General features: G+C 71.5%; 20 protein-coding genes. 10 read left to right on the top strand and 10 right to left on the bottom strand.

Annotation, left to right across the window (positions count from 1 at the left end):
• Positions 1–101: 101 nt before the first annotated feature.
• Together aceA and aceB are read left to right on the top strand one after the other, a co-directional pair.
• The gene (aceA, locus tag QQG74_RS15165; RefSeq protein ID WP_341720930.1) at positions 102–1373 is read left to right on the top strand and encodes an isocitrate lyase; all 1272 of its coding nucleotides are present in this window, start codon (positions 102–104) and stop codon (positions 1371–1373) included.
• Positions 1370–2971, top strand: coding sequence for a malate synthase A (gene aceB / locus QQG74_RS15170; protein ID WP_341720931.1), 1602 nt, complete (start codon positions 1370–1372; stop codon positions 2969–2971). The genes aceA and aceB overlap by 4 nt, the downstream gene beginning before the upstream one ends.
• Before the next feature lie 48 nt (positions 2972–3019).
• Here the strand turns inward: aceB and sthA are convergent, their stop codons facing one another.
• The gene (sthA, locus tag QQG74_RS15175) at positions 3020–4423 is read right to left on the bottom strand and encodes a Si-specific NAD(P)(+) transhydrogenase (RefSeq protein ID WP_341720932.1); all 1404 of its coding nucleotides are present in this window, start codon (positions 4421–4423) and stop codon (positions 3020–3022) included.
• A gap of 153 nt (positions 4424–4576) precedes the next feature.
• Between sthA and QQG74_RS15180 the strand changes: the two genes are divergently transcribed.
• The 4 genes from QQG74_RS15180 to QQG74_RS15195 are packed head-to-tail and all read left to right on the top strand — an operon-like array spanning position 4577 to position 6240.
• Positions 4577–4861 (top strand): metalloregulator ArsR/SmtB family transcription factor, encoded by a 285-nt coding sequence (locus QQG74_RS15180; RefSeq protein WP_341720933.1) that lies wholly within the window; start codon positions 4577–4579, stop codon positions 4859–4861.
• A complete protein-coding gene (locus QQG74_RS15185; RefSeq protein WP_341720934.1) occupies positions 4843–5232 on the top strand; it encodes a VOC family protein in 390 nt (129 codons plus the stop codon). The genes QQG74_RS15180 and QQG74_RS15185 overlap by 19 nt, the downstream gene beginning before the upstream one ends.
• A 46-nt stretch (positions 5233–5278) precedes the next feature.
• Entirely contained in the window at positions 5279–5929 is a 651-nt protein-coding gene (locus QQG74_RS15190; RefSeq protein ID WP_341720935.1) for a biliverdin-producing heme oxygenase, read from the top strand.
• The gene (locus tag QQG74_RS15195) at positions 5926–6240 is read left to right on the top strand and encodes a DUF2470 domain-containing protein (RefSeq protein ID WP_341720936.1); all 315 of its coding nucleotides are present in this window, start codon (positions 5926–5928) and stop codon (positions 6238–6240) included. Before QQG74_RS15190 ends, QQG74_RS15195 begins: the two co-directional genes overlap by 4 nt.
• A 48-nt stretch (positions 6241–6288) precedes the next feature.
• On the opposite strand, the gene QQG74_RS15200 is transcribed toward QQG74_RS15195, so the two are convergent.
• Entirely contained in the window at positions 6289–7248 is a 960-nt protein-coding gene (locus tag QQG74_RS15200) for a TIGR03557 family F420-dependent LLM class oxidoreductase (RefSeq protein ID WP_341720937.1), read from the bottom strand.
• Positions 7249–7530: 282 nt separating this feature from the next.
• Here QQG74_RS15200 and QQG74_RS15205 point away from each other — a divergent pair, with 282 nt between their 5' ends.
• From QQG74_RS15205 to QQG74_RS15220, 4 genes are all read left to right on the top strand, one after another.
• Positions 7531–8526: a DUF5954 family protein gene (locus tag QQG74_RS15205; RefSeq protein ID WP_341720938.1), complete on the top strand. Its 996-nt coding sequence runs from the start codon at positions 7531–7533 to the stop codon at positions 8524–8526.
• A gap of 63 nt (positions 8527–8589) precedes the next feature.
• Entirely contained in the window at positions 8590–8952 is a 363-nt protein-coding gene (locus QQG74_RS15210; RefSeq protein ID WP_341720939.1) for a metalloregulator ArsR/SmtB family transcription factor, read from the top strand.
• Entirely contained in the window at positions 8949–9449 is a 501-nt protein-coding gene (locus QQG74_RS15215) for an SRPBCC family protein (RefSeq protein ID WP_341720940.1), read from the top strand. The genes QQG74_RS15210 and QQG74_RS15215 overlap by 4 nt, the downstream gene beginning before the upstream one ends.
• 130 nt (positions 9450–9579) lie before the next feature.
• Positions 9580–11847 carry a catalase gene (locus QQG74_RS15220; protein WP_341720941.1) on the top strand — a complete coding sequence of 756 codons (2268 nt, stop codon included), beginning with the start codon at positions 9580–9582 and terminating at the stop codon, positions 11845–11847.
• A 66-nt stretch (positions 11848–11913) separates the two neighbouring features.
• Here QQG74_RS15220 and QQG74_RS15225 read toward each other — a convergent pair whose 3' ends face one another.
• The 8 genes from QQG74_RS15225 to QQG74_RS15260 all read right to left on the bottom strand — a co-directional run bounded on the left by QQG74_RS15225 (position 11914) and on the right by QQG74_RS15260 (position 22841).
• Positions 11914–12921, bottom strand: coding sequence for a hypothetical protein (locus QQG74_RS15225; RefSeq protein ID WP_341721243.1), 1008 nt, complete (start codon positions 12919–12921; stop codon positions 11914–11916).
• A gap of 317 nt (positions 12922–13238) precedes the next feature.
• Complete coding sequence (locus QQG74_RS15230) at positions 13239–14405, bottom strand: CHAT domain-containing protein (protein ID WP_341720942.1); 1167 nt, start codon at positions 14403–14405, stop codon at positions 13239–13241.
• A complete protein-coding gene (locus QQG74_RS15235; RefSeq protein ID WP_341720943.1) occupies positions 14395–14739 on the bottom strand; it encodes a CU044_2847 family protein in 345 nt (114 codons plus the stop codon). The genes QQG74_RS15230 and QQG74_RS15235 overlap by 11 nt, the downstream gene beginning before the upstream one ends.
• Before the next feature lie 72 nt (positions 14740–14811).
• Complete coding sequence (locus QQG74_RS15240; RefSeq protein ID WP_341720944.1) at positions 14812–15477, bottom strand: methyltransferase domain-containing protein; 666 nt, start codon at positions 15475–15477, stop codon at positions 14812–14814.
• Positions 15478–15591: 114 nt separating this feature from the next.
• Entirely contained in the window at positions 15592–18258 is a 2667-nt protein-coding gene (locus tag QQG74_RS15245; protein WP_341720945.1) for a DUF6493 family protein, read from the bottom strand.
• Complete coding sequence (locus QQG74_RS15250; RefSeq protein ID WP_341720946.1) at positions 18255–19592, bottom strand: SWIM zinc finger family protein; 1338 nt, start codon at positions 19590–19592, stop codon at positions 18255–18257. The genes QQG74_RS15245 and QQG74_RS15250 overlap by 4 nt, the downstream gene beginning before the upstream one ends.
• 60 nt (positions 19593–19652) lie before the next feature.
• Positions 19653–20933 carry a multidrug effflux MFS transporter gene (locus QQG74_RS15255; protein ID WP_341720947.1) on the bottom strand — a complete coding sequence of 427 codons (1281 nt, stop codon included), beginning with the start codon at positions 20931–20933 and terminating at the stop codon, positions 19653–19655.
• A gap of 315 nt (positions 20934–21248) precedes the next feature.
• Complete coding sequence (locus QQG74_RS15260) at positions 21249–22841, bottom strand: GMC family oxidoreductase N-terminal domain-containing protein (protein WP_341720948.1); 1593 nt, start codon at positions 22839–22841, stop codon at positions 21249–21251.
• Positions 22842–22971 lie beyond the last annotated feature (130 nt).

Raw genomic sequence — 22971 nt, forward strand, 5'->3', positions numbered from 1 at the left:
CAGCTCCCGCCAGCCGTGTGAACGTTGGCGACACACCGGTGGCCAGCGTCGGCGCAGCACCGGCGAGTGGGCCAAGCGGACTTGTGAAGGGATGAAAATCGATGGTTACCGCGGTCGAGCAGGTGCAGCACGATTGGGACACCAACCCCCGGTGGCGGGGTGTGCGGCGGAGCTACCGCGCCGAGGACGTGGTGCGGCTGCGGGGTGCGATCCAGGAGGAGCACACCCTGGCCCGGCACGGCGCGAACCGGCTGTGGCGGCTGCTGAACAGCGAGGACTACATCCACGCCCTCGGCGCCCTCACCGGCAACCAGGCGGTGCAGATGGTCCGGGCCGGGCTCAAGGCGATCTACCTGTCCGGCTGGCAGGTGGCCGCCGATGCCAACCTCGCCGGGCACACCTACCCGGACCAGAGCCTCTACCCGGCAAACTCGGTGCCCGCCGTGGTGCGCCGGATCAACAACGCGCTGCTGCGCGCCGCCCAGATCACCACCGCCGAGGGGGACACCTCCGGCATCGACTGGCTGGCGCCGATCGTCGCCGACGCCGAGGCCGGCTTCGGTGGCGTGCTCAACGCGTACGAGCTGATGAACGCGATGATCGCGGCCGGCGCGGCCGGCGTGCACTGGGAGGACCAACTCGCCTCCGAGAAGAAGTGCGGCCACCTCGGCGGCAAGGTGCTCATCCCCACCGGCCAGCACATCCGCACCCTGGAGGCGGCCCGGCTGGCCGCCGACGTGGCCGGCGTGCCGTCGGTGGTCATCGCCCGCACCGACGCCCAGGCCGCCACGCTGCTCACCACCGACGTGGACGAGCGGGACCAGCCCTTCGTCACCGGTGAGCGCACCGCCGAGGGTTTCTACCGGGTGCGCAACGGCATCGAGCCGTGCATCGCCCGGGGTCTGGCGTACGCCCCGCACGCCGACCTGCTCTGGATGGAGACCAGCACCCCGGACCTGGAGGTGGCTCGCCGCTTCGCCGAGGCGATCAAGGCCGAGCACCCGGACCAGCTGCTGGCCTACAACTGCTCGCCGTCGTTCAACTGGCGCAAGCACCTGGACGACGCGACCATCGCCAAGTTCCAGCGCGAACTCGGCCACATGGGTTACAAGTTCCAGTTCATCACCCTGGCTGGCTTCCACGCGCTGAACTACTCGATGTTCGACCTGGCCCGTGGCTACGCCGCCGACGGCATGTCGGCGTACGTCTCGTTGCAGGAGCGGGAGTTCGCGGCCGAGCCGGCCGGCTACACCGCGGTCAAGCACCAGCGGGAGGTCGGTACCGGCTACTTCGACCTGATCAGCACCGTGCTGAACCCCGCCGCCGAGACCACCGCCCTGCGGGGGTCGACCGAGGAGGAGCAGTTCGCATGAGATACGAGATCATCGGCCCGATGGCCGAGCGGTTCGACGAAGTGCTCACCGCCGAGGCGCTGGAGTTCCTGGTCACCCTGGACAGCGAGTTCGCCGCCCGGCGGGTGGCCGTGCTGGACACCCGCCGCGCCCGCCGGGACCGCTTCGCCACCGGCCAGTTGCCCGACTTCCTGCCGGAAACCGCCGGCATCCGCGCCGATCCGACCTGGCGGGTGGCCCCGCCGGCACCCGGCCTGGTGGACCGGCGGGTCGAGATCACCGGACCGCCGGACCGGAAGATGACGATCAACGCGCTGAACTCCGGCGCCAAGGTCTGGCTCGCCGACTTCGAGGATGCCACCGCCCCGACCTGGGACAACATCATCGGTGGCCAACTCAACCTGATCGACGCCCTGGACCGGCGGATCGACTTCACCGACTCGCGCGGCAAGCGCTATGCCCTCGGCGAGGAACTGGCCACGATCGTGGTCCGGCCGCGCGGTTGGCACCTGGTGGAGAAGGGCATCGTGGTGGACGGGCGGCCGATCTCGGCCAGTCTTGTCGACTTCGGGCTCTACCTGTTCCACTGTGCCCGCCGGCAGCTCGCGGCCGGTTCCGGACCGTACTTCTACCTGCCGAAGCTGGAGGACCACCGCGAGGCGCGGCTGTGGAACGACATCTTCGTCTTCGCCCAGCACTACCTGCGCCTGCCGCAGGGCACCATCCGGGCGACCACGCTGATCGAGACGATCACCGCGGCGTTCGAGATGGAGGAGATCCTCTACGAGCTGCGGGAGCACTCGGCGGGCCTGAACGCCGGCCGGTGGGACTACATCTTCAGCATCATCAAGAACTTCGGGCAGTGGCCGGACTTCGTCCTGCCGGACCGCGCCGAGGTCACCATGACCGTGCCGTTCATGCGCGCGTACACCGAACAGCTGGTGCGGACCTGTCACCGGCGCGGCGCGCATGCGATCGGCGGCATGGCCGCCTTCGTGCCGGCCCGGGACCCGGCGGTGAACGAGACGGCGCTACAGCGGGTGCGGGCGGACAAGCAGCGGGAGGCCGGGGACGGCTTCGACGGCTCCTGGGTCGCCCACCCCGGCCTGGTGTCGACCTGCCGGGAGGTCTTCGACGCGGTGCTCGGCGAGCGGCCGAACCAGGTCGACCGGCTCCGCGACGACGTGGCGGTCACCGCCGCCGACCTGCTCTCGGTCGACAAGACCCCGGGCCAGGTCACCGAGGCGGGAGTGCGGTCCAACATCGCGGTGGCGCTGCGCTACATCGACGCCTGGCTCGGCGGCACCGGCGCGGTGGCGCTGTGGAACCTGATGGAGGACGCGGCGACCGCCGAGATCGCCCGCTGCCAGGTCTGGCAGTGGTTGCATCACGGCACGCCGCTGGCCGGGGGCGGCTGCGTGACCGAGGAGCTGGTCCGGGCGATGCTCGCCGAGGAACTGACGGCGTTGGCCGAGGGCCGCGAGGACGCCGAGCGGGAGCGCGCCGAGCACGCCGCGCGGATCGTCGAGGAGACCGCCCTGGGCGAGGAGTTGCCGGCCTTCTTCACCCCCGCCGGGTACGCCCGGCATCTGGGCCCGCGGCGTAAGCAGACCCGCTGAGCAACGGCGACAGCACGGGCCGGGGGCAGGCTGCCCCCGGCCCCGGCGTCAGCCGACGATCCGGGTGATGTTGCGGATCTTGTTGGCGGCGTCGAGGGCGGCCACCTTGTACGCCTCCGCCAGCGTGGGGTAGTTGAAGACGGTGTCGACCAGGTAGTCGACCGTGCCGCCGAGACCCATCACCGCCTGCCCGATGTGGACGATCTCGGTGGCCCCGGTGCCGAAGACGTGCACGCCGAGCAGCCGGCCGTCGGCTGGTGAGACGAGCAGTTTCAACATGCCGTACGAGTCGCCCACGATCTGACCCCGGGCCAGCTCGCGGTAGCGGGCGATGCCCACCTCGAACGGGGTCGCGCTGTCGGTCAGCTCCTCCTCGGTCTGCCCGACGAAGCTGATCTCCGGAATCGTGTAGATGCCGATCGGCTGCAACTCGTGCATCGGGCGGTCCGGTTCGCCGCAGGCGTGCTGCGCGGCCAGCCGGCCCTGCTCCATCGAGGTGGAGGCGAGCGCCGGGAAGCCGATCACGTCGCCCACCGCGTAGATGTTCGCCACGGCGGTGCGGTAGTTCGCGTCGACCTCGATCCGGCCGCGCCGGTCCGCCGACAGGCCGGCGGCGGCCAGGTCCAGCCCGTCGGTCTGGCCCTGCCGACCGGCCGAGTACATCACGGTGTCCGCGACGATCCTCTTGCCGCTCTTGAGTACGCAGAGCGCCGCGCTCTGGTGCTTCTCCACCGCCGCGACCTCCTCGCCGAAGCGGAACGTCACCGACAGGTCGCGCAGGTGGTAGCGGAGCGACTCGATGATCTCCTCGTCGCAGAAGTCGAGCATCTTGTCGCGGCGCTCGACCACGGTGACCTTGGTGCCGAGCGCGGCGAACATGGAGGCGTACTCCATGCCGATCACCCCGGCACCTACCACCACCATGCTGCGCGGCACGGCCTGGAGGTTGATGACGCCGTCGGAGTCCACGATGGTCCGGTCGTCGAAGTCGACGCTCTCCGGGCGGGCGGGCCGGGTGCCGGCGGCGATGATGGCCTTGTCGAAGGTGACCCGGGTTTCCCGGCCGGAACCGCCGTCGACCCAGACCGCGTGCGGGTCGGCGAATCGCCCGGTGCCGGTGATCAGGGCGACCCGGTTGCGGGCCAACTGGTTGCGGATCACGTCGGTCTGCCGGTTGATCACGTGTTGGGTACGGGCGGCCAGGTCGCCGACCGTGATCTCCTCCTTGACCCGGTAGCTGCTGCCGTAGAGGTCCCGCTGGCTCAGGCCGGTCAGGTAGAGCACGGCCTCGCGCAGGGTCTTGGAGGGGACCGTGCCGGTGTTGATGCACACCCCGCCGATCATGTCGCGACGGTCCACGATGCCGACCCGCCTACCCAACTTGGCGGCGGCGATCGCGGCCTTCTGACCGCTGGGTCCGGAGCCCAGTACCAACAGGTCGTAGTCGTACACGATCGTCAGCGTCGCAAGATGTGGCGGTGTGCGCCAGTCCTGGCGTCGAAGCGGCATCCCGGGTTTACCCGCTTGGAACAATTCCGTGGCAACCAGGGGCGGCGGTCCGGTCACACATTGACATGCAAGTGGGGACTTGCCTATTGTTCCCGGGTGGGCGACGTGTACAAGGCGCTGGCGGATCCCACCCGGCGCGCCATCCTCGACGAGTTGCAGGACCGCAGCGGTCAGACGCTGTTCGAACTCTGTGTCCGGTTGACCGGCAAGGGGTTCACCTCGACGCGGCAGGCCATCTCCCAGCACCTCGGCGTGCTGTCCGAGGCCGGGCTGGTGACGGTGCGCCGCGAGGGTAGGTACATGTTCATCGACCTCGACACGTCCCCGCTTCGGCAGATCTACGAGCGGTGGAGGATCGGACCGTGCGAATCGGACACATGAGCATCTTCGTCGACGACCAGGACAAGGCGTTGGCGTTCTACACGGGCGTGCTCGGCTTCGTCAAGAAGACCGAGATCCCGCTCGGGGCACACAGCTGGTTGACCGTGGTGTCGCCGGAGGAGCCGGACGGCGTGGAACTGGTCCTCGAACCCGACCAGCATCCGGCCGCCGCGGCCTTCAAGAAGGCGCTCGTCGCGGACGGGATCCCGTTCACGATGTTCGGGGTGCCGGACGTCGCCGCCGAGTACGAGCGGCTGAAGGGGCTCGGGGTGACCTTCACCCAGGAGCCGTTGGACACCGGTGGCGTGACGACCGCGGTCTTCGACGACACCTGCGGCAACCTGATCCAGATCGCCGCCGTGCACTCCTGACGGCATCGGCACGCCGTGCCGCGAGCGCGGCGGCTAGCCTGGCCCGATGGAAGGGGCCTCGGGATTCGCGGCGCGGGTGCGGGAGTCGACCAGAGCGGACCACCGTGCCGCCCAGGACCTGCCGTACGTCAACGCCCTGTTCGCCGGGCGGCTGGACCGGGCCGGTCATGCCGCGCTGCTCGAGCAGCTGTACGTGGTGTACGAAACGCTTGAGCAGGCGGCCGAGGCGATGCGCGACGACCCGGTGGCCGGGCAGTTCGTTCTCGACGACCTGCGCCGGCTGCCGGGCATCGCCGCCGACCTCAGGTTCCTGCGCGGCCCCGACGGGGCCGCGCGGATCCAGCCGAGTGCCGCCACCCGCCGCTACCAGGACCGCCTCCGCGCCGTCGCCTTCACCTGGCCGGCGGGCTTCGTCGCCCACCACTACACCCGCTATCTGGGCGATCTCTCCGGTGGCCAGATGATGGCGCGCTCGCTGCGCCGCTCGTACGGCTTCGACTGCGACGGAATCCGCTTCCTCCGCTTCCCAGGGCTCGACCCGCGCGCAGTCAAGCAGCGCTACCGGGACCTGCTCGACGCGGCGCCATGGGACGAGCGGGAACGGCAGGCATTCCTGGCCGAGGTGTCCCGGGCCTACCAGCTGAACACCGACCTGCTGGCCGACCTGGGTCGGGCCGTCGTGCCGGGTGCGGCGTGACCGGCCCGAGCCCGTTCCCGCAAGCGGTGGTCGCGGCGGTGCTGGCACACATGAACACCGACCACGCCGACGACTGCCGGGTGATCTGTCAGGGGCTGGGCGGTCAGCCGGGCGCGACGGCGGCCACGATGTCCGGGATGGACGCCGACGGAATGGACTTCACCGCGATCGTGGACGGGAAACCGGTCGCCGTACGGATCCCGTTCGCCACCCGCCTGACCGAACGGCGGCAGATCCGATCGGCGGCCGTCCGGATGTACCAGGAGGCCCGCGCAGTGCTGGACGCCACCGCTCGGGCCGAGCCCGGCTGATGGGAAACCGGGCACCGCGAGCTGTCCGACCGGGCTCAGCCTCGGCGTTCAGCCCAGTGCGCGCAACCGGTCGGCGAGGACGTCCCGGAAGAAGTCGAGGAAGCCGTCGGGATCGGGGCCGGCGTTTTGCAGGACGAGATGGTCGAAGCCCGCGTCGACGTACGCCTTGACCGCCTGGACGTGCCGTTCGGGGTCCGGCCCGACGGCGAAGTGCTGGCGGATGTCGTTCTCGGTGACGGTGGCCGACGCCGCTTCGAAGTTCGCCGGGTTGGGCAGCTCGCTCATCACCTTCCAGCCGGTCACCGCCCATCGACTGGTCTGCCAGGCGGCCTGGATCGCCTGCTGGTCGTCGGCTGCCCAGGCCATCGGCACCTCCGCGTAACGCGGCCCTTGCCCGCCGCGCTCCCGGTAGGAGCGCACCAGGTCGGGCACGGGTTCCGTGGCGAACAGGCCGTCACCGAGTTCGGCGGCGATCGCCACCGCCCCCGCGCCGCTGGCGGCCACGGCGATGACCGGCGGCTGCTCGGGCAGGTCGAACACCCGCGCGTCCTCCAGTTGCAGGTGCCTGCCCTCGTACGACTGGTAGCCGCCCTGCCAGAGCAACCGGATGATCTGCAACGCCTCGCGCAGTCGTTCGTGTCGCCCGCGTACGCTCGGGAAACCCTGACCGACGACGTGTTCGTTTAGTCGTTCGCCGGCACCGACGCCGAGGGTGAACCGGTTGTCGGAGACGATGGCGAGGGTGGCGGCGGCCTGGGCGATGATCGCCGGGTGGTAGCGCATCGAGGGACAGGTCACCCCGGTGACCAGGCCGACCCGTTCGGTGCTGGCGGCGATCGCGCCGAGGACGGTCCAGGTGAACGGCGAGTGGCCCTGGTTGTCCAGCCAGGGGTGGAAGTGGTCGCTGATCTCCACGAAGTCGAACCCGACCTGCTCGGCCCGGACCGCCTGCCGGATGATCTCCGTCGGTCCGAATCCCTCGGTGGACAGCTTGTAACCGATCCGCATCAGGTCTCCTGATTCCCGCAGCTCACGACCCCTGTTCGTGGCTGCTTTCCCGCCAGGGCCGATCCAAACCGAGCCGGATTCGACCGGTCTGCCCGGCGGAGGTCCGAGGATGCGGTCGCCGAGTGGTGGAGGGGCATGCCGGCGTCGGCCGGGCCGTCGGCAGGTCAGCGGGGTGCTGAAACCGGAGGTCCGCGATGCTCGCCGTGGCCGTGGCCGTGGCCGTGGCCGTGTCGGACCGGCGGGCCTGGCGTGTCGGGCGGGACGGTTACAGAATGTCGAGTTGTGGGTGACGGTGAGCAGTTGTCGGACGCGGTGATCCGTTTCCAGCGTCGACACGATCCGATCAGCATGGTGACCGAGCACGACGCCGCCGAGCGTGCCGGCGCCTACCCGATCCTGCGGATCGGGGCCCCGCTCTTCGGCTACGCGGTGGACCTCGGCGGCGGCCGGTGGCGCGTACACGCCCTGGTCGAGGACACGCCGCAGGCCGCGCGCGACGCGTTGGCCCACCGGCTGCGCGAGTGGCTCGCCGAGACCGCCGACGCGGACCTGGTGGCCGAGTTGACCGCGGTGGGCCGGGTGCTGGACTGGGAGAAGGTCGACGAGGTGACCGTCGCCGGTCGCCGGCACCGGGTGGTGCGGGCCGACACCTTCGCCCGGTTCGGCCCGGACGGGCCGGAGCCGCCCCGGCCCACCGATCCGGACCCGCGTACGGCCGATTCGTGCGACAGCTTCCTCGGCGGGGCCGACCTGATCGCCGACCCGGCCGCACCCACCGGCGTCGGTGCGGCGCTGCTCAAGGTCGAGTTGCTGCCGGCCCGCTACCCCCGGGCCCAGGTGCCGGCCGACGTGTACGCCGACAGCGTCGCCGCGATCCGTTCGCACCCGAACGGCGTGCTGCTGCCCACCCGCTACGCGGTCGCCGAACAGGTGGGCGGCGGGTGGCAGCCGACCAGTCGGGCGGTGGCTACGCCGCAGGAGGCTCGCGAAGCCGTCGAGTTCGACTTCCGGTGGCTCATTCCGCGGATCGGCAACCCGACGGAGGAGGAAGCCGCCGAGTACGCGCGGGCCGCCGACGAGTTGGCGGCCAGTCGCGCAGACGAGGTGGCCGTGCTCGGGCGCCGATTCCGGATCACCCGCATCGAGACCCTGTTGCGCTTCTGCGCCGACGGGCCCGAGCCGCCCCGGCCCTCCGATCCGGACCCGGAGCCGCCGCCCGAGGCGCACTTCGCCCAACTCCGCGCCGAGGGTCGGCTGACCGACTCCGACCAGCCCTGAACCGACGCTCGGGACAGCTGGAGGCCAGTGGAAAATGCGTAACCCACAGGTTACGCTTTCGGGGTGGACGAGATAGCAGCTGCCATCGCGGATCCGGTGCGTCGACGGATCCTCGAACTGCTGCGGGAGGGGCGGCTCACGGCCGGCCGGATCGCCGACCACTTCGAGATCAGCCGGCCAGCGGTCAGTCGTCACCTGCGCGTACTCCGCGAAAGCGGTCTGGTGCGCGACACCGTGGTCGGCCGCGAGCGCCGCTATGAACTCGACCCGACCCGGTTCGCCGAGCTGCATCGGTGGCTGGCGCAGTTCACCCGGGCCGAGTCCTGGGAGCGCCGGTTCGACGCGCTGGAAACCGAGGTTTACCGTACCCGCCGTGAGCGCCGCACCGGTGGCTCGCCGTACTCCACTGAGGAGCGGACAGCTTGACACTCACACCATCCGGGCGCCTCTTTGGCACCGACACCGGAGTCGACCTGGTCGTCACCCGGCAGTTCCGGGCCCCGATCGAGGACGTCTGGGCCAGCCTGACCGAACCGGATCGCACCGCCCGGTGGTACGGCCGCTGGGCGGGCCGGGCCGGGCCCGGTCAGCGCATCCGGGTGCAGATGGCCTTCGAAGAGGGGGAGCCGTGGTCCGAGATGCGGATCGACGAGTGTTCGCCGCCCCACCGACTGGCCCTATCCGCGCAGGAAGAATCCGGCATCTGGCGGCTGGAGTTGCTGCTCACCCGGCATGGCGACCGGACCGAGTTGCGCTTCGTCCAACACCTGGACACGGTCGAGGGCCTCGGTGAGATCGGGCCCGGCTGGGAGTACTACCTGGACCGCTTGGTGGCCGCCCACGACGACACCGCGCTGCCGTCGTTCGACGACTACTATCCGGCCATGAAGACCTATTTTGATCAGTTGAGCGCGGCTCGCTGATCTGCTGCGCCAGCAGGCCAGATGTGATCGGAAAGTCGGTGCCGGGTTCCGTTCGGCCCGTTTTGTTCTCACTGGCCCGGGTACCGCCCCTGGGGTCTGGTCGTTGTGCTCCAGGGAGGTACCCGTAGAGATGGAATCGCGTAACCCCGCGAAGGCGGTAAAGGATGTCGTGGAATCCGCCGCGGAAAAGGTCACCGACGTGCTGACCCCGGAGGTGCCCGGCGCGCCGGGCAGCGCCCCGCCGCCGCTTGCGGAACCGACCACGCCGCACGACCCACTGCCGCCGAAGCCGGAGCAGGGCACCCCGCAGAGCCGTACGCCGACCGGGGTGCACACCCACACGCCGGCCACCGCACGGGCGCAGCAGGGTGCCTTCCTCACCACCGCGCAGGGCGCCCGACTGCGTGACACGGACCACTCGCTCAAGGCCGGACCGCGCGGCCCGGTGCTGCTCCAGGACCACCACCTGCGGGAAAAGATCACCCACTTCGACCACGAACGCATCCCCGAGCGGGTGGTGCACGCCCGAGGGGCCGGCGCGCACGGCATCTTCACCGCGTACGGCACCGCCGAGAACGTCACCCGGGCGGGCTTCCTGCGCAAGGGCCGCGAAACCGAGGTGTTCGTCCGGTTCTCCACCGTGCTCGGCTCGCGCGGATCGGCCGACACCGTCCGGGACACCCGGGGCTTCGCGACGAAGTTCTACACCAGCGAGGGCACCTTCGACCTGGTGGCCAACAACATGCCGGTGTTCTTCATCCAGGACGCCATCAAGTTCCCCGACATCATCCACGCCGGCAAGCCGCATCCGGACCGGGAGATTCCCCAGGCGCAGAGCGCTCACGACACCTTCTGGGACTTCGTCTCCCTGCACACCGAGGCGCAGCACCACACCATGTGGAACATGTCCGACCGGGGCATCCCCCGCTCCTACCGGACCATGGAGGGCTTCGGCGTACACACCTTCCGCCTGGTCAACTCCGCGGGCGAGACGGTGCTGGCCAAGTTCCACTGGAAGCCGAAGCTGGGCGTGCATTCCCTGGTCTGGGAGGAGGCGCAGATGCTCAGCGGCATGGACCCGGACTTCCACCGGCGCGACCTGTACGACGCCATCGAGGCCGGTGCGTTCCCGGAGTGGGAACTCGGCATCCAGGTCTTCCCGGACACCCCCGAGGAGACCTTCGCCGGCATCGACCTGCTCGACCCCACGAAGATCGTGCCGGAGGAGTTGGCCCCGGTGCAGCCGGTGGGCCGGCTGACGCTCAACCGGACGCCGACGAACTTCTTCGCCGAGACCGAGCAGGTCGCCTTCCACGTCGGCCACCTGCCGCCGGGCATCGACGTCACCAACGACCCGCTGTTGCAGGGCCGGCTCTTCTCGTACGTCGACACGCAGTTGACCCGGCTGGCCGGGCCGAACTTCGCGCAGATCCCGATCAACCGGCCGCACGCGCCGGTCAACGACATGCTGCGCGACGGCTTCCACCAGCAGGCCGTCCACGCGGGCGTGGCGCCCTACCGGCCGAACTCGCTCGACGGTGGCAACCCGTTCCCGGCCGGCGACGACGACCATCCCTTCGTCGACCTGCCGGTGCGGGTGGCCGAGGCCCCGAAGGTACGCGCGAGCCCCGCCTCGTTCGACGACCACTTCAGCCAGGCCCGACTCTTCTGGCTGAGCATGTCGCCGGTCGAGCAGGAGCACATCATCCGCGCCTACACCTTCGAGCTGGGCAAGTGCTACCACCAGGCGATCAAGGAGCGGCAGCTCCAGTGTCTGGCCAACATCGACCCGGTGCTCTGCGCGCAGGTCGCCACCGGCCTCGGGCTGCCCGCACCGGAGCCCACGATCCCGCTGGCCGAGGTCACGCCCAGCCCGGCGTTGTCCCAGGTCGGCCGGGAGTGGCCGGCCGACGGCCGGATGATCGGGATCGTCGTCGACCCCGACGCCGACCTGGACACCGTCCGCCAGATCCGCCGCGCGATCTTCGGTGCCGACATGGTGCCGCTGCTCATCGCACCGCACGGCGGCATGATCGGTGACCTGCCGGCGCAGCGCAGCTTCGCCACCGGCCGCTCGGTCGAACTCGACGCGGTGCTGCTCGCCGCCGCCCCGCCGCCGGCACCGGACGCGCTGCCGGCCCGCGACGCCAAGGCCGGCGCGGCAGGTCCGGCGTCGGTACCGGTCGACCCGCGCGTGCTGCTGCTGGTCGAGGAGTGCTGGCGGCACGCCAAGGCGATCGGCGCCTGGGGTCCCGGGGTCAGCGTTCTGGAGCAGGCCGGCCTGACCGGCAGCCCCGGCGTGGTCACCGGCGAATCCGGCGACGACGTCTTCACCACCGTCCAGCACCTGTTGGCCAACCACCGGGTCTGGGAGAGGTTCCCCGCCTCGGTCGCCTGAGCCGAGCAGTAGTAGCCGAGGGGCTGCCCGTCGCGTCGTCGCCGGGCAGCCCCTCGGTCTCGATGCTCAGGAGCCAGCGGGCTTGGGGTCGCCAAAGAACCGGCTTCCGCCGAACTCGTCCTGGAGGCGGTCGTCGAGTTCGTCGGCGAGGCCGGCCATCACCTGCACGGCGAGCATCAGGTGAGCGGCCTGGAAGTTGCGGCCGAAGACCGGGATCGACGCCCACACCGTGTCCTGCACGTGATACAGCCGGCCGATCGGCATCACGTTTGTCAACTCGGAGAGCCGAGCGTAGAGCCGTTCGGTGGGCGGCACCTCGGTGAGGACCGGGGAGAACACGTCGATCAGCGGCGGGTTCTCGCGTACCCGGATGAACAACATCGCCGAGCCGGCGCGGATGCCGATGTCGCCGTCCACGTCCACGCTCAGTTCGTCGACCGAAATCCGCAACGTCGCGGCGATCACCGCACGTACCTGCTCCGCCAGCGGCGCCCGCTCCTCGGTTCGGTCGGCGACGAGGGAACTGACGACGGCGTCGGGAGCCGACCGGTGCCGGGCGGCACCCAGCGGGGCGGTCTCGATCGGGTCGGCGGCATCGTCGTGCGCGAAATACACCAGGAAGGCGGGGTGCGGCACACCGCAGACATCGCGCAGTGTGCGGGAGACCAGCATGGCCAGCTGCTTCGCGTTGCCCTGGGACGAGCGCAGGCTGAAAGAGTTACCGGAGCCGGGCAGCACGCCCGGCGGCGACCAGCCGAGCGCGATCAGATCGCCGACGGACGAACGATCCAACCGGTAGCCCTCGGGCAACTCGGCGTTGCCGACGGCGTACGCCTGGACGACGCCGTCCTCGGACACCCGGATCCGGACCGGGTAGACGGCGGTGCCGGTGCCGGACGCGGCCGGATCGAGCGCCAGGTGCACCTCGGCACCGGGAGCCAGGGTGGACAGCACGGCGGCCAGCGTGGTCGCGAACTCACGCCACGCGCCGGCCGTCTTGGCGCGCAGGTCGACCGCGGTGGGCTCGTTGAGCTGGAAACCCGGATCGGGATCAGCGGTGTCCCGGACCGCGATCGGCAACCGGTCGGTACGCAGCGGCCGACCGGACGGTGCGCACAACGTCAACCGCAGCGAGCGCTCGCCCGCCGGCCCGTGCGCGGTCACCACGAAGCGCACCGGCTCCATCGACCCGAGGGTGAACCGTGGCTCCTCGACCGCTCGTACCCGCAGGTGCGGTGCGCCGTCGAGCAGGATCGGAAGTGCGATGCCTGCACCCGTGGTGGCCTCGATCCAGACCTCCACCAGATAGTCCTGGCCGATAACGGCGGTGCGCGGCCACCTGACGATCGGCTCGACGGTGGTCTCCGACCGGGTGGAGGAGAGCGGTTTGCTCATCGGCGGCCTTCCCGCAGCGGTGGCAGCGTCGCGTAGTCGCTCGGGCCGCCATAGTAGGCGTACATGAAAGTGTGGAAGAACGGCAGCAGTGCCCGCGCCGCGGCGGGGTCGTTCGACCGGGGCGGGATGCGGACGCTGTGCCGTCGGCGCAGATCACGGATGGTCACCGCGATCGGCGTGCCGGGCCGTTCGCGCAGCAGCCTGATGATTTCCCGGAGGTAGCGGTGCGCCTGCTCCTCGGCGACCACCCCGACGGTGCCGATGAAGCCGGTCGCGCCGGCCCGCAGGAACGCCTCGGCGAAGCCGCGCTGGGTGGCGTCGTTGTACTCCGGATCGTCGATCAGCCGGGCGGAGTGGCAGGCGTTGAGGAAGACCAGCCCGCCGAACCGGGCCAGCCGGGACAGGCGTGCCGTGTCCACGTCGGCCACCGACACGGCGTCATCGAGCAGGAACTCCAGGCTGGAACCGCTGAACCTGCCATGGCAGGCGGCATAGACCAGGGCGAACGGGCCGCCCGGCTCGTCCATCCTGGCCAACAGGTCCCAGAACGTCTCGGTGATCACCGCATCCAGTTCCTTGAGCACCTCCAGGTCCGCCCGCATCGGCCCGTCGGCCACGTACGCGACCACTTCGCCGCCGGCCCTCGCCCGGTGCAGCGGCAGCCGGCTGACCGTCGACCTGGCCCGAGGCATGGTGACCCACCGGGTGACGGTGATGGCGCTGCCGAGCCAGTCTCCGCCGTCCGGCCCGGATAACCAGAACAACTCCCAGGCAATGCCGAAGTCGGTGCAGTCCCGGACGATCAGGGTGAGCGCGTCGCCGTGCCGTTCGCGCAGGCAACTCAGCCAGCGCTGTAGCTCGATCTTCGAGCTCGACCAGTTCTTCAGACGCAGGAAGGTGTGCGCCGGAGACTCGCCGCCATCCCTGGTGATCAGGGCGGCCACATCGATCCGGCCCGGCCGCCGGTGCCGGTCCGGAGCGGTCCACAGCAGTTCGTCGCAGCAGCAGTAGCCACGCAGTCCGAAACGCTGGCCCTCGTCGTCGACAAGCGGCAGGACGTCCAGCACCGCCACCCCCGGCGGATAGGCCGCCCGCAGGTCGATGGTGGTGGTGCCAAGCGAGGCCGATTCGCCGCTGGGCAGGTTGGCGGGGTCAAAGGCCATCCGGGGACGCCTTCCAGCGCAATGTGACCTGGAGTTGGGCGCCTGCGGTGAGCTCCACGATCCGGGCGCCGACCTTGCCGTCCACCTTGACCGCCAACTGCAACTCGATCTCGTCGGGGCGGTGACCGGCCATCGCTTCCACCCGGGCGGTCATCGCCTCGGCGCAGGCGTCGACGAGGTCGAGGGCGTCGTCGAAGAGGGCACGTCCGGTCGCCAGCACCCGGCCATCAGGCCCCCGGGTTTCGCCGTCGCCGTAGATTCCGGCAAGCTCCGCACCGGGAACCGGCTCGATCTCAATCCTGATCGGACGGTCACCAACGTCAAAGTTTCCCACCCGTCCATGGTGACCGACGAGCGCACCTGGGCGAACCGGGTGACGCCGGGATGGATGATCGCCTAGCAATATCTATCCGAGCCGGGCCAGGAGGCACACCTGGTCGTCTCGTTCGGTGTCCACGGGGCGGCGGATCAGGCGGGTCAGTTCGCGTAGCCCGGCTGCCTCGACCTGCGCGGCAACCTGATCGGCCGAGTAGCGAAAGCGCCGGAGGTCCACCTCGTGGCCGAACCGGCGGTACGCCTCGGCGAGGTCGCGGGTTCCTTCGCCGGCCTGGAACGCGACGAGCAGGTGGCCGCCGGGGCGGAGGACCCGGGCCGCCTCCGTGAAGATCCGGGCCTGGCCGGCGGGCGGCGTGTGGATGGTCGAGTACCAGAGCAGCACGCCGGTGAACCGGCCGGCCGGGTAGGGGAGCGCGGTAAACGAACCGACGGTGAATGCCAGGCCGGGGTGGTCGCGCCGGGCCACGGCGACCATGCCCGGCGACAGGTCGACCCCGGTCACTCGGCAGCCGCGCTCGGCGAGGTACCGGCTCATCCGGCCGGTACCGCACCCGGCGTCGAGCACCCGTGCGTCGTGCTCGCACCGCACCGCCTCGGCGAAGGCGTCGAGCATGGCGAGGTCGAGCGGCGCTTCGGCCCGGGTGTCCGGCAGGTAGGCGGCGTAATCCTCGGCCACCGTGTCGTAGGCGTGCTGCACACTGCGGAAGTAGAGCGCTTCTGGCGACAAGGAAGACACCGGCCGCATTGTGCCATCGGGAGGCGCCCGGCATCCGCCCGCAGATTTACGGCGAGCGTACGAAAGGGTGCGTGGGCCCGGTTCGGGTCGCGCCGGGCCCACGCCGTCCGGAGGTCACCCGGCGTGCAGCGCCTGGTCCAGGCGGCGGGCCTCGGTGACCAGTCGGCTCGATCCGCCGCGTTCGGCCACCCCGGCCAGGCCGGGCAGCTCGATCCGTACGCCGGTGGCGGTGGCCGTCTCGGTGGCCAGCGTGAGCAGGTCCGGCAGGCCGCGTGGCGGGGTGGGCATGGTGAGCATCGCGGGCAGTGCGGCGGCCAGCAGCCGCCACACGGTAAGTGGCGCGCCGGCCTGCACGGCGTCGCGCAGTGGTTCGACCGCCCGGCTCAGCTTCACCAACTGCCCGGCGACGAGCGTGCCCAACTGCGCACCGAGGGCCGCCGGGTCGAGTTGGCCGGCGGCGGCGAGGGTGAGCAGCGCGTCCAGGGCGGCCACCCGGTCGGCGGCGTGCCGGGCCGCGAGGCCGTACGCCACGGCCAGGTCGAGGGCCAGCCCGCCCGGACCGGTGGCCTCCGCGAGCAGCGGCAGCACCGCCGCGCCACCGCTGACGTCCAGGTCCGCGCTGGCGGCCACCGTCGGCAACAGGTACGCCGCCACCGCGCCCCGATGCCCGGGCAGCACCGACGGCCACAGCTGCGCCCATTCGGCGTGCCCCGACCAGAGCGTTCCCGGCTCGGCGGTGACCAGCCCGTACCGGTCGTGCTGGCCGTCGGGTGGACGCAGCCCGACCAGGATCCGGTTGGGCGGCAAATGGTAGAACTCCCAGTCGTGGCGACCGTGGCTCGGCCGCCTGGCCACCGTGCTGGCCCACAGCACCGGCTGCGGCAGCCCGCCGCCGCGCAGCCAGGCGGCGAGCCGGTCGCCGGCCGAGGTGCCCAGCGCCACCGCCTTCTCCGCCACCGCGTCCTCGACGCCGGCCGGCAGGCGCAGCATTGCCTGGGTGAGGTCCCAGTGCCAGGGGTCCCGGTCGCCGAGCGCGGCCAGCCGCTCCACCAGCACCAGCGGGTCGAGGATGCCGTTGGCCGAGGTGGGGGTGGCCAGCAGGCCGGCGTGACCCGGCCCGTTGAGGTGTGCGCCGATCTCGGCGAGGCGGGCGCGCAGCAGGCGATGCGTCGGAGGCACCCGCGGATCGGTGGCCACCAGCTCCGGTCCCGTCGCCGTGGCATCGGTACGCCGTACGGCGGCCAGCAGGGCCGCCCACCGGCCCTGCCGCCGGGAATCCGGTTCCGCCCCGGCGGCCTGGGACTCGGCACCGGCGACCTGGAACAGGTCGACCACCAGCCCGCGAAGGCAGAGCGGGTCGTGCCGGTGCTCCGTCCAGGACCAGTGCCGGCGCTCGGTGACGGGGGCGAGGGCGGCGCGTACCCGGGATCCGTCGGTGGCGGTGAGCCGGACCAACCCGTCCAGGATCCGGTCCAGCCCGGTGCCCGGCGTGGGCTGGCCGAGCAGGGCGGCGACCTCCTCGGCCAACTCGTCCACGTCGGTGATCGGCCCGGGGGCCGGCGCTGGTGGCAGGGGCGTGGGCAGGTCGTCGCCGCGCGGCTCGGCGATCGCCGGGCCGATATCGGTCGGGCGGAAACCGTGCCGACCGGCAAGCGCGATGGCCCGGTCCCGCACCTCGACGGCGGGATGCTCGGCGGCGAGCGCGATCACCTCGGCGATCTCGGTGGCCCGGTCCGGGTGCTTGCGGGCCAGCCGGTCCAGCCAGGTCAGCTGGGCTCGGACCAGGGCTTTCTCGGGCCGGGCCAGCACCTGCCCGGAGGCGTCCAGCAGCGACTCCACCGCCAGGTCGGGCAGCTCCCGCAGGGCCTTCTGCGCCATCGTGGCGACCGGGGCCGGCGCATCGGTGAGCAGCCGCAGATAGTCGGTACGGCGGCCGGTGATCTCGGCGGCGGTCGGCTGGAGCAGGCCGAGCAGGGTGGTGAAGGCGCGTAGCGCGGCGGGCCGGTCCCCGCGCAGCAGCCGGCCGATCGAGCCGTCGATGAGCGCGGCCCGGTCGACCACCCGCTCGGCGGCGAGCTGAGCCAGCGCGGTAAGCAGTGCGTGCTGCTCCCGGTCCTCCCACCGCCGGTGCACGACCGCGAACATCATCTGCGTGCCGAGGCCGTCCACCTCGAACAGGCGCGGCAGCATCATCGGCAGGAACGGGTCGTCGCGCAGCCGGTCGGCGATCGGTACCGACCGCCCCCGATGATGGCGGTCGGGGAACTCGACCGCGCCCAGCCACAGCTGCACCGACCGGTCGTCGGTGGGCGGTGCGGCGCCCTCGGCTTGCAACAGCGTGGCGACGAACTGCCAGCGGCCGGTCCAGGACCGCTGGCCGAACCGGGCCGCCACCCGGTAGGCCAGGTCGCCGAGCCAGTCCACCCCCCGCTCCTGGGCGACACCACGGACCAACTCCGCCGCCCGGTGGCCGTCCAGGGTGACCGAACTACGACCGAGGATCGCCGCGGCCTGGGCGGCGGTGGGAAGGCAACCGACCACGAGCACCGCAAGGGCGGTGCCGGCGCCCTGGCCCCACCAGGTCTCCCGGTCGCGCTTCTTGAACCAGCCGGTCAGCTCTCCGCCGATCTCTCGGCGGCGTGGCTCGGGCAGGCCGGCGAGCGCTGCCGCGATCACCTCGGCGTGGCCCTTCGACACCAGGTCGAACAGGTCGCTGGTGCCGCCGGCCGCCAGCTCCCGCTGTCGCCGTGCGGTGCCTTCAACGAACGCCACGCGCGTCATACCCGCTCCTCGACCTGGTCACGGAGCGACATCCGGGCGGCCAGGGCATGCCGGCACGGACCCCGCTGCCCCCGGTGCTTGGCCCACCACTGACAGGTGCAGGTGAGACTGCCGTCAGGAAGTTCGCGGACCCGGTACACCTGGTCGTCGCTGCGGACCGTCACCGCCGTGCCGTCGCGGTGCACCGCTCCGGCGTCGAGCAGGGCCCGCGCCCCGACCAGCCGGGGATTGTCCCGCTCGGCACGCCCGGCCTCGTAGGGCATGACCCGATGGAAGTACGCCGCCTCGGCCACGTCGTAGCCGACCCGACCGGCGGTGCCGAGCTGCGCCAGCGCGCCCCGGACCCGGTCCGCGTCGAGGCCGGCCTGGGTGGCCAGCCGGTCCACGTCGATGGTCGGATCCCAGGACAACAGCGCGGAGACCAGGTCGGCGTCGTCGACGACATCGTCGCCGGCCAGCGCGGTGAGCGCCGCACCCTCACCGGAGAAGCCCCGGTACGGCTCGGGGGAGAGGGTGAGCGAGAGCCGCAGTGCGCCGGTGTCCAGCTCCCAGACGCTCGGCAGCGGGGCGGCGCCGGCCGTCACCGTCGGCCCGTACACCCGCAGGGTCTTCGCGAAGCGCAGCATCGGGCGCAGCGCGACCAGCCGGCTCGGCCCGGCCAGGCAGACCGCCCCCGGTACCGGCCGGGAGGTCAGCCGCAAAGTCCGGCCGGCGGGCACCACCCAGAGCACCGAGCGGTCGTTGCCACTGGGCAGCCGACGCAGGAACGCCGTCGCCTCGGCGGCCGGCAGCTCCGCCCGGGGCTCGAACCGGGCGGCCAGCACCTGCACCTCGGCGAAGCCCCGCAGCCAACGCGCCGGCAGCGGGACCTTCTTCTCCACCACCTCGCCATCCATTGTGGACACCGTGAGGTCGTCGGGACCGACCGACAGGTGCAGCGGGTCCAGGCCACCGACCCGACTCAACGCCTCCCGTAGCGGGTTGTTGACGTCGACGTTTGTCGTGCCGTGCTCGACCACGTCGCCGTCCAACCCGGCCGGCAGCGCGTCGAGCCGCGCGTACACGCCGCAGCAGCCGGAGAAGGACTCGAACCGAAGACGGTCCCGGCTGCCGGTCACCACCGGATCGAGGCTGGCCGGGCTGACCGGGCGGTGGTAGCGGGTGCGGGCCACCTCCGCCACGGCCAGCAGGCCGACCGCCGCCGCCTGCGGGGTGGTGAGAAAGCCGGTGAAGAAACGGGGATTCGGTGCCGGGCCGCCGCTGGTCTGGAGGGCGAGCGCGCCCCGGCCGAGCGTGGAGGAGGCGAGATAGCGGTACGTCTGCACTGCGTTCACGCCGCCGGACGGTAGAGCACCCCACCGACATTCGTTGGACGGCGCGGTCGCTGCCTGCGGTCAGTGGACCACGACGACGGCCGGTTCGGGACCCATCGGGGCGAGGCGGGCCGGGCGTACCACGAGGAACAACACGGCAAGCGCGGCGAGCAGACCACCGGCGATCACCAGGGCCATCGCCACGGCACCGGTGCCGAGCACGCCGACCAGGGGTGCGGCCACCGCGCCGACGCCGAACTGCACCGCGCCGAGCAGGGCGGAGGCGGTGCCGGCCGCCTCACCGTGCCGGCTCAGGGCCAGTGCCGGTGCGTTCGGCATCGCCAGGCCGGTCGCGGCGAGCACCAGCCACAACGAGGCGAGCAGGGCCGGCAGCCCGCCGAACCCGGTCGCGGCGACGGCGAGCAGCAGCAGGGCGGCAGCTGAGCCGATGAGCAGCGCGGCCACCAGGATCCGCTGCGGCGAGTAGTAGCGCAGCAGCCGTACGTTGCCCTGGGTGGCACCGATCAACCCGATCGCGCCCGCGCCGAACGCGAACCCGAACTCCTGCTCGCTGAGCCCGTACTGGCCCTGCATCACGAACGAGGACCCGGCGACGTAGGCGAAGATCGCCGACATGGCCAGCGCCGCCACCAGCACCAGCCCGACGAAGGCACGGTCGCGCAGCAGCGAGCGGTAGAGCCGGGCGGTGGGCAGCACACCGCCGCGCTGGCGACGCCCGGGTGGCAGCGTCTCCGGCAGGCCGAGCGCGGCGACAAGCATCAGCAGTACGCCGAAGACCACAAGCGCCACGAAGATGCCCCGCCACTGCGTCCAGCGCAGCAGTTCACTGCCGAGGGTCGGGGCCAGGACCGGCGCGGCGCCCATCACCAGCAGCAGGCGGGAGAGCACCTGGGCGAAGGACGAGCCGCTGAACAGGTCGCGTACCACCGCCATGGCGATCACCGCAGCCGCCGCCGCGCCCAGCCCCTGGACGACCCGGAACGCGCCGAGCACCGCGATGTTCGGCGCGAGGGCGCAGCCCAGCGACGCCACCACGTGCAGCGCGGTGCCCGCGATCAGTGGTTTCCGACGGCCGAGCGCGTCGGAGAGCGGGCCGATCACCAACTGGCCGAGGGCGAGGCCGATAAGCGTGCCGGTGAGGGTCAGCTGCACCGTCGAGGACGTGATGGCGAAGTCGTCGACGATCGCCGGCAGCGCCGGCAGGTACATGTCGATGGTCAGCGGACCCACCGCGATCAGCGAGCCGAGTACGAGGATGAGCCGCAGGCGTTGCCGGCGGGTCATCAGGTCGCCGGGCATCAGCGCGTGCGGTGGGGCCGAGGCGGTGTCGACGGCGCTCATCGGGACGTCACCGCCCGAACCGGACGCAGGGCAGGCCGTGGTGCGAAGCTCATATCTGGCTCCAACCCCCAACCGCCCCGCTGATTCCCGCTCACCCCCACGTAACACACCTCACACCCCCACCCACCCCACCCCCAACCCCACCCCCAACCCCACCCCCACCCCACCCCCACCTCACCCCCACCCCACCCCCACCGGTTGATCATGAGGTTAGCGGCAGTTTGAAGATCGACAAGTGCCGCTAACCTCATGATCAACTCAGGCGGCGGGTGGGGGTGAGGGTGGGGAGGTGGGAGGAGGGTGGGAGGAGGGGAGTTAGGGGGAGTGGATTAGGGTGGCGGCGCGCCAGGCTAGTGCCATCACCGGGGCGTTGAGGTAGCCCGAGACGAGGATCGGCAGCACCGAGGCGTCCACCACCCGCAGGCCGGTCACGCCCCGGACCCGCAGCTGCGCATCGACCACGGAGTCGTCGTCCGGGCCCATCGCGCAGGTGCCCACCGCGTGGTAGCCGCAGTAGCCGAGCGCCCGCCCGGCCTCGACGATCTCGTCGTCGGTCCGGACCGTCGGGCCGGGTACCGTCTCGGCGGTGATCCGCTTGGCGATCGGCCCGGTGGCGAAGAGTTCCCTGGTCCGGCGGAGAGCGCTGACCGCGACCCGCCGGTCGTGCGCGGCGTCGAAGTAGTTGGCCACGATCCGGGGGGCGACCTCCGGATCGGCGGAGGTGATGGCCAGGCTGCCGGTGCTCTCCGGGCGGGTCACCGTGACCTGGGCCATCAGCCCCGACTCGGACTCCAGTTCCAGCGCGCGTCCGGGCCGGCGGGGTGCGGCCGAGAAGGGCGCGACCAGTAGCTGGGCGTCGGGGTGCTCGGCCTCCGGGGCGGATCGGAGGTACGCGCCGAGGTCGTACACCGGCAGGGCCAGCGGTCCGCGGCGGGTGAACAGGTAGCGCAGCATCTCCCTGGCCTGCCCGAGCGGGCTGCTCAGTCGCGGGTTGTAGCCGACCGTGCCAGCCAGCCGGAACTGCATCGGCGTGGTGCGATGCTCCCGCATGCCCTGGCCGACCCGGGGGCGGTCCAGCAGCACCGGGACACCGGCCCGGCGCAGCGTGTCGGCTGGCCCGATGCCGGAGACCTGCAACAGTTGTGGCGTGGCGAGCGCTCCGGCGGCGAGCACCACTTCGGCGGCGGCCCGGTAGTCGACGGTGTCCCCACCCCGCCGGGTGCGTACGCCGACGGCTTGGCCGTTCTCGATCAGCAGGCGCAGCACGACGGTGTTGACGACGACGGTCAGGTTGGGCCGGTGGCGGACCGGATGCAGGAAGGCGTCGGCGGCGCTGCTGCGGCGACCGTCGCGGATGGTGGCCATCAGGTAGCCGATCCGTTCGTCCTCGCTGGCGTTGAGGTCGTCCACCCGACGCCACCCCAACTGCTCGCCGGCGGCGATGGTCTCCTCGCAGATCTCGTCGGTGCCGGTGGCGGTGGAGATCCGCAGCGGGCCGCCCGCGCCGCGTGACTCGGTGGCGCCGAGCGGGTTGTCCTCCAACCGCTTGAAGATCGGCAGCATGGTGTCCCAGCCCCAACCCGGGTTGCCGAGACGTTCCAGCTCGTCGTAGTCGAGCCGGTCGCCGCGGGCGTACACCATGCCGTTTATCGAGCTTGACCCGCCGATCAGCCGGCCGCGTTGCCAGACCTCCCGCTGCCCCGGGCGCACCTGCGCCGGGTAGTGCCAGGCGGTGCGCCGGTCGTCCATCAGCCGGCTGAAGCCCTTCGGGATGCGGACCCAGGGGCTGCTGTCCCAGCCGCCGGCCTCGACGAGCAGGACCCGGCTGTCCGGGTCCTCGGTCAGCCGGTTGGCCAGGACGCACCCGGCTGAACCCGCGCCGACCACGATGTAGTCGAACTCCGTCATCCGGACCCCCTCGGTTCGCGCGCCGAGTGCTGCACAAACCGTAGTGTCCTGATCACCGGAGGGGAAGGTGGCAGTCGCGGAGAGCGTCGCCGGCCCCACCGTGGGTGGTGGGACCGGCGACCGGTGACTC

Origin of the sequence: Micromonospora sp. FIMYZ51 (genome assembly GCF_038246755.1) — a bacterium.
Lineage (GTDB): Bacteria > Actinomycetota > Actinomycetes > Mycobacteriales > Micromonosporaceae > Micromonospora.

Excerpts from the sequence above, each read along its gene's own strand:
- QQG74_RS15255 (WP_341720947.1), bottom strand. The coding sequence starts at position 20,933 with ATGAGCGCCGTCGACACCGCCTCGGCCCCACCGCACGCGCTGATGCCC.
- QQG74_RS15200 (WP_341720937.1), bottom strand. The coding sequence starts at position 7,248 with ATGCGGATCGGTTACAAGCTGTCCACCGAGGGATTCGGACCGACGGAG.
- QQG74_RS15190 (WP_341720935.1), top strand. The coding sequence starts at position 5,279 with ATGGAAGGGGCCTCGGGATTCGCGGCGCGGGTGCGGGAGTCGACCAGA.
- aceA (WP_341720930.1), top strand. The coding sequence starts at position 102 with ATGGTTACCGCGGTCGAGCAGGTGCAGCACGATTGGGACACCAACCCC.
- QQG74_RS15260 (WP_341720948.1), bottom strand. The coding sequence starts at position 22,841 with ATGACGGAGTTCGACTACATCGTGGTCGGCGCGGGTTCAGCCGGGTGC.
- QQG74_RS15230 (WP_341720942.1), bottom strand. The coding sequence starts at position 14,405 with ATGGCCTTTGACCCCGCCAACCTGCCCAGCGGCGAATCGGCCTCGCTT.
- aceB (WP_341720931.1), top strand. The coding sequence starts at position 1,370 with ATGAGATACGAGATCATCGGCCCGATGGCCGAGCGGTTCGACGAAGTG.
- QQG74_RS15220 (WP_341720941.1), top strand. The coding sequence starts at position 9,580 with ATGGAATCGCGTAACCCCGCGAAGGCGGTAAAGGATGTCGTGGAATCC.
- QQG74_RS15245 (WP_341720945.1), bottom strand. The coding sequence starts at position 18,258 with ATGACGCGCGTGGCGTTCGTTGAAGGCACCGCACGGCGACAGCGGGAG.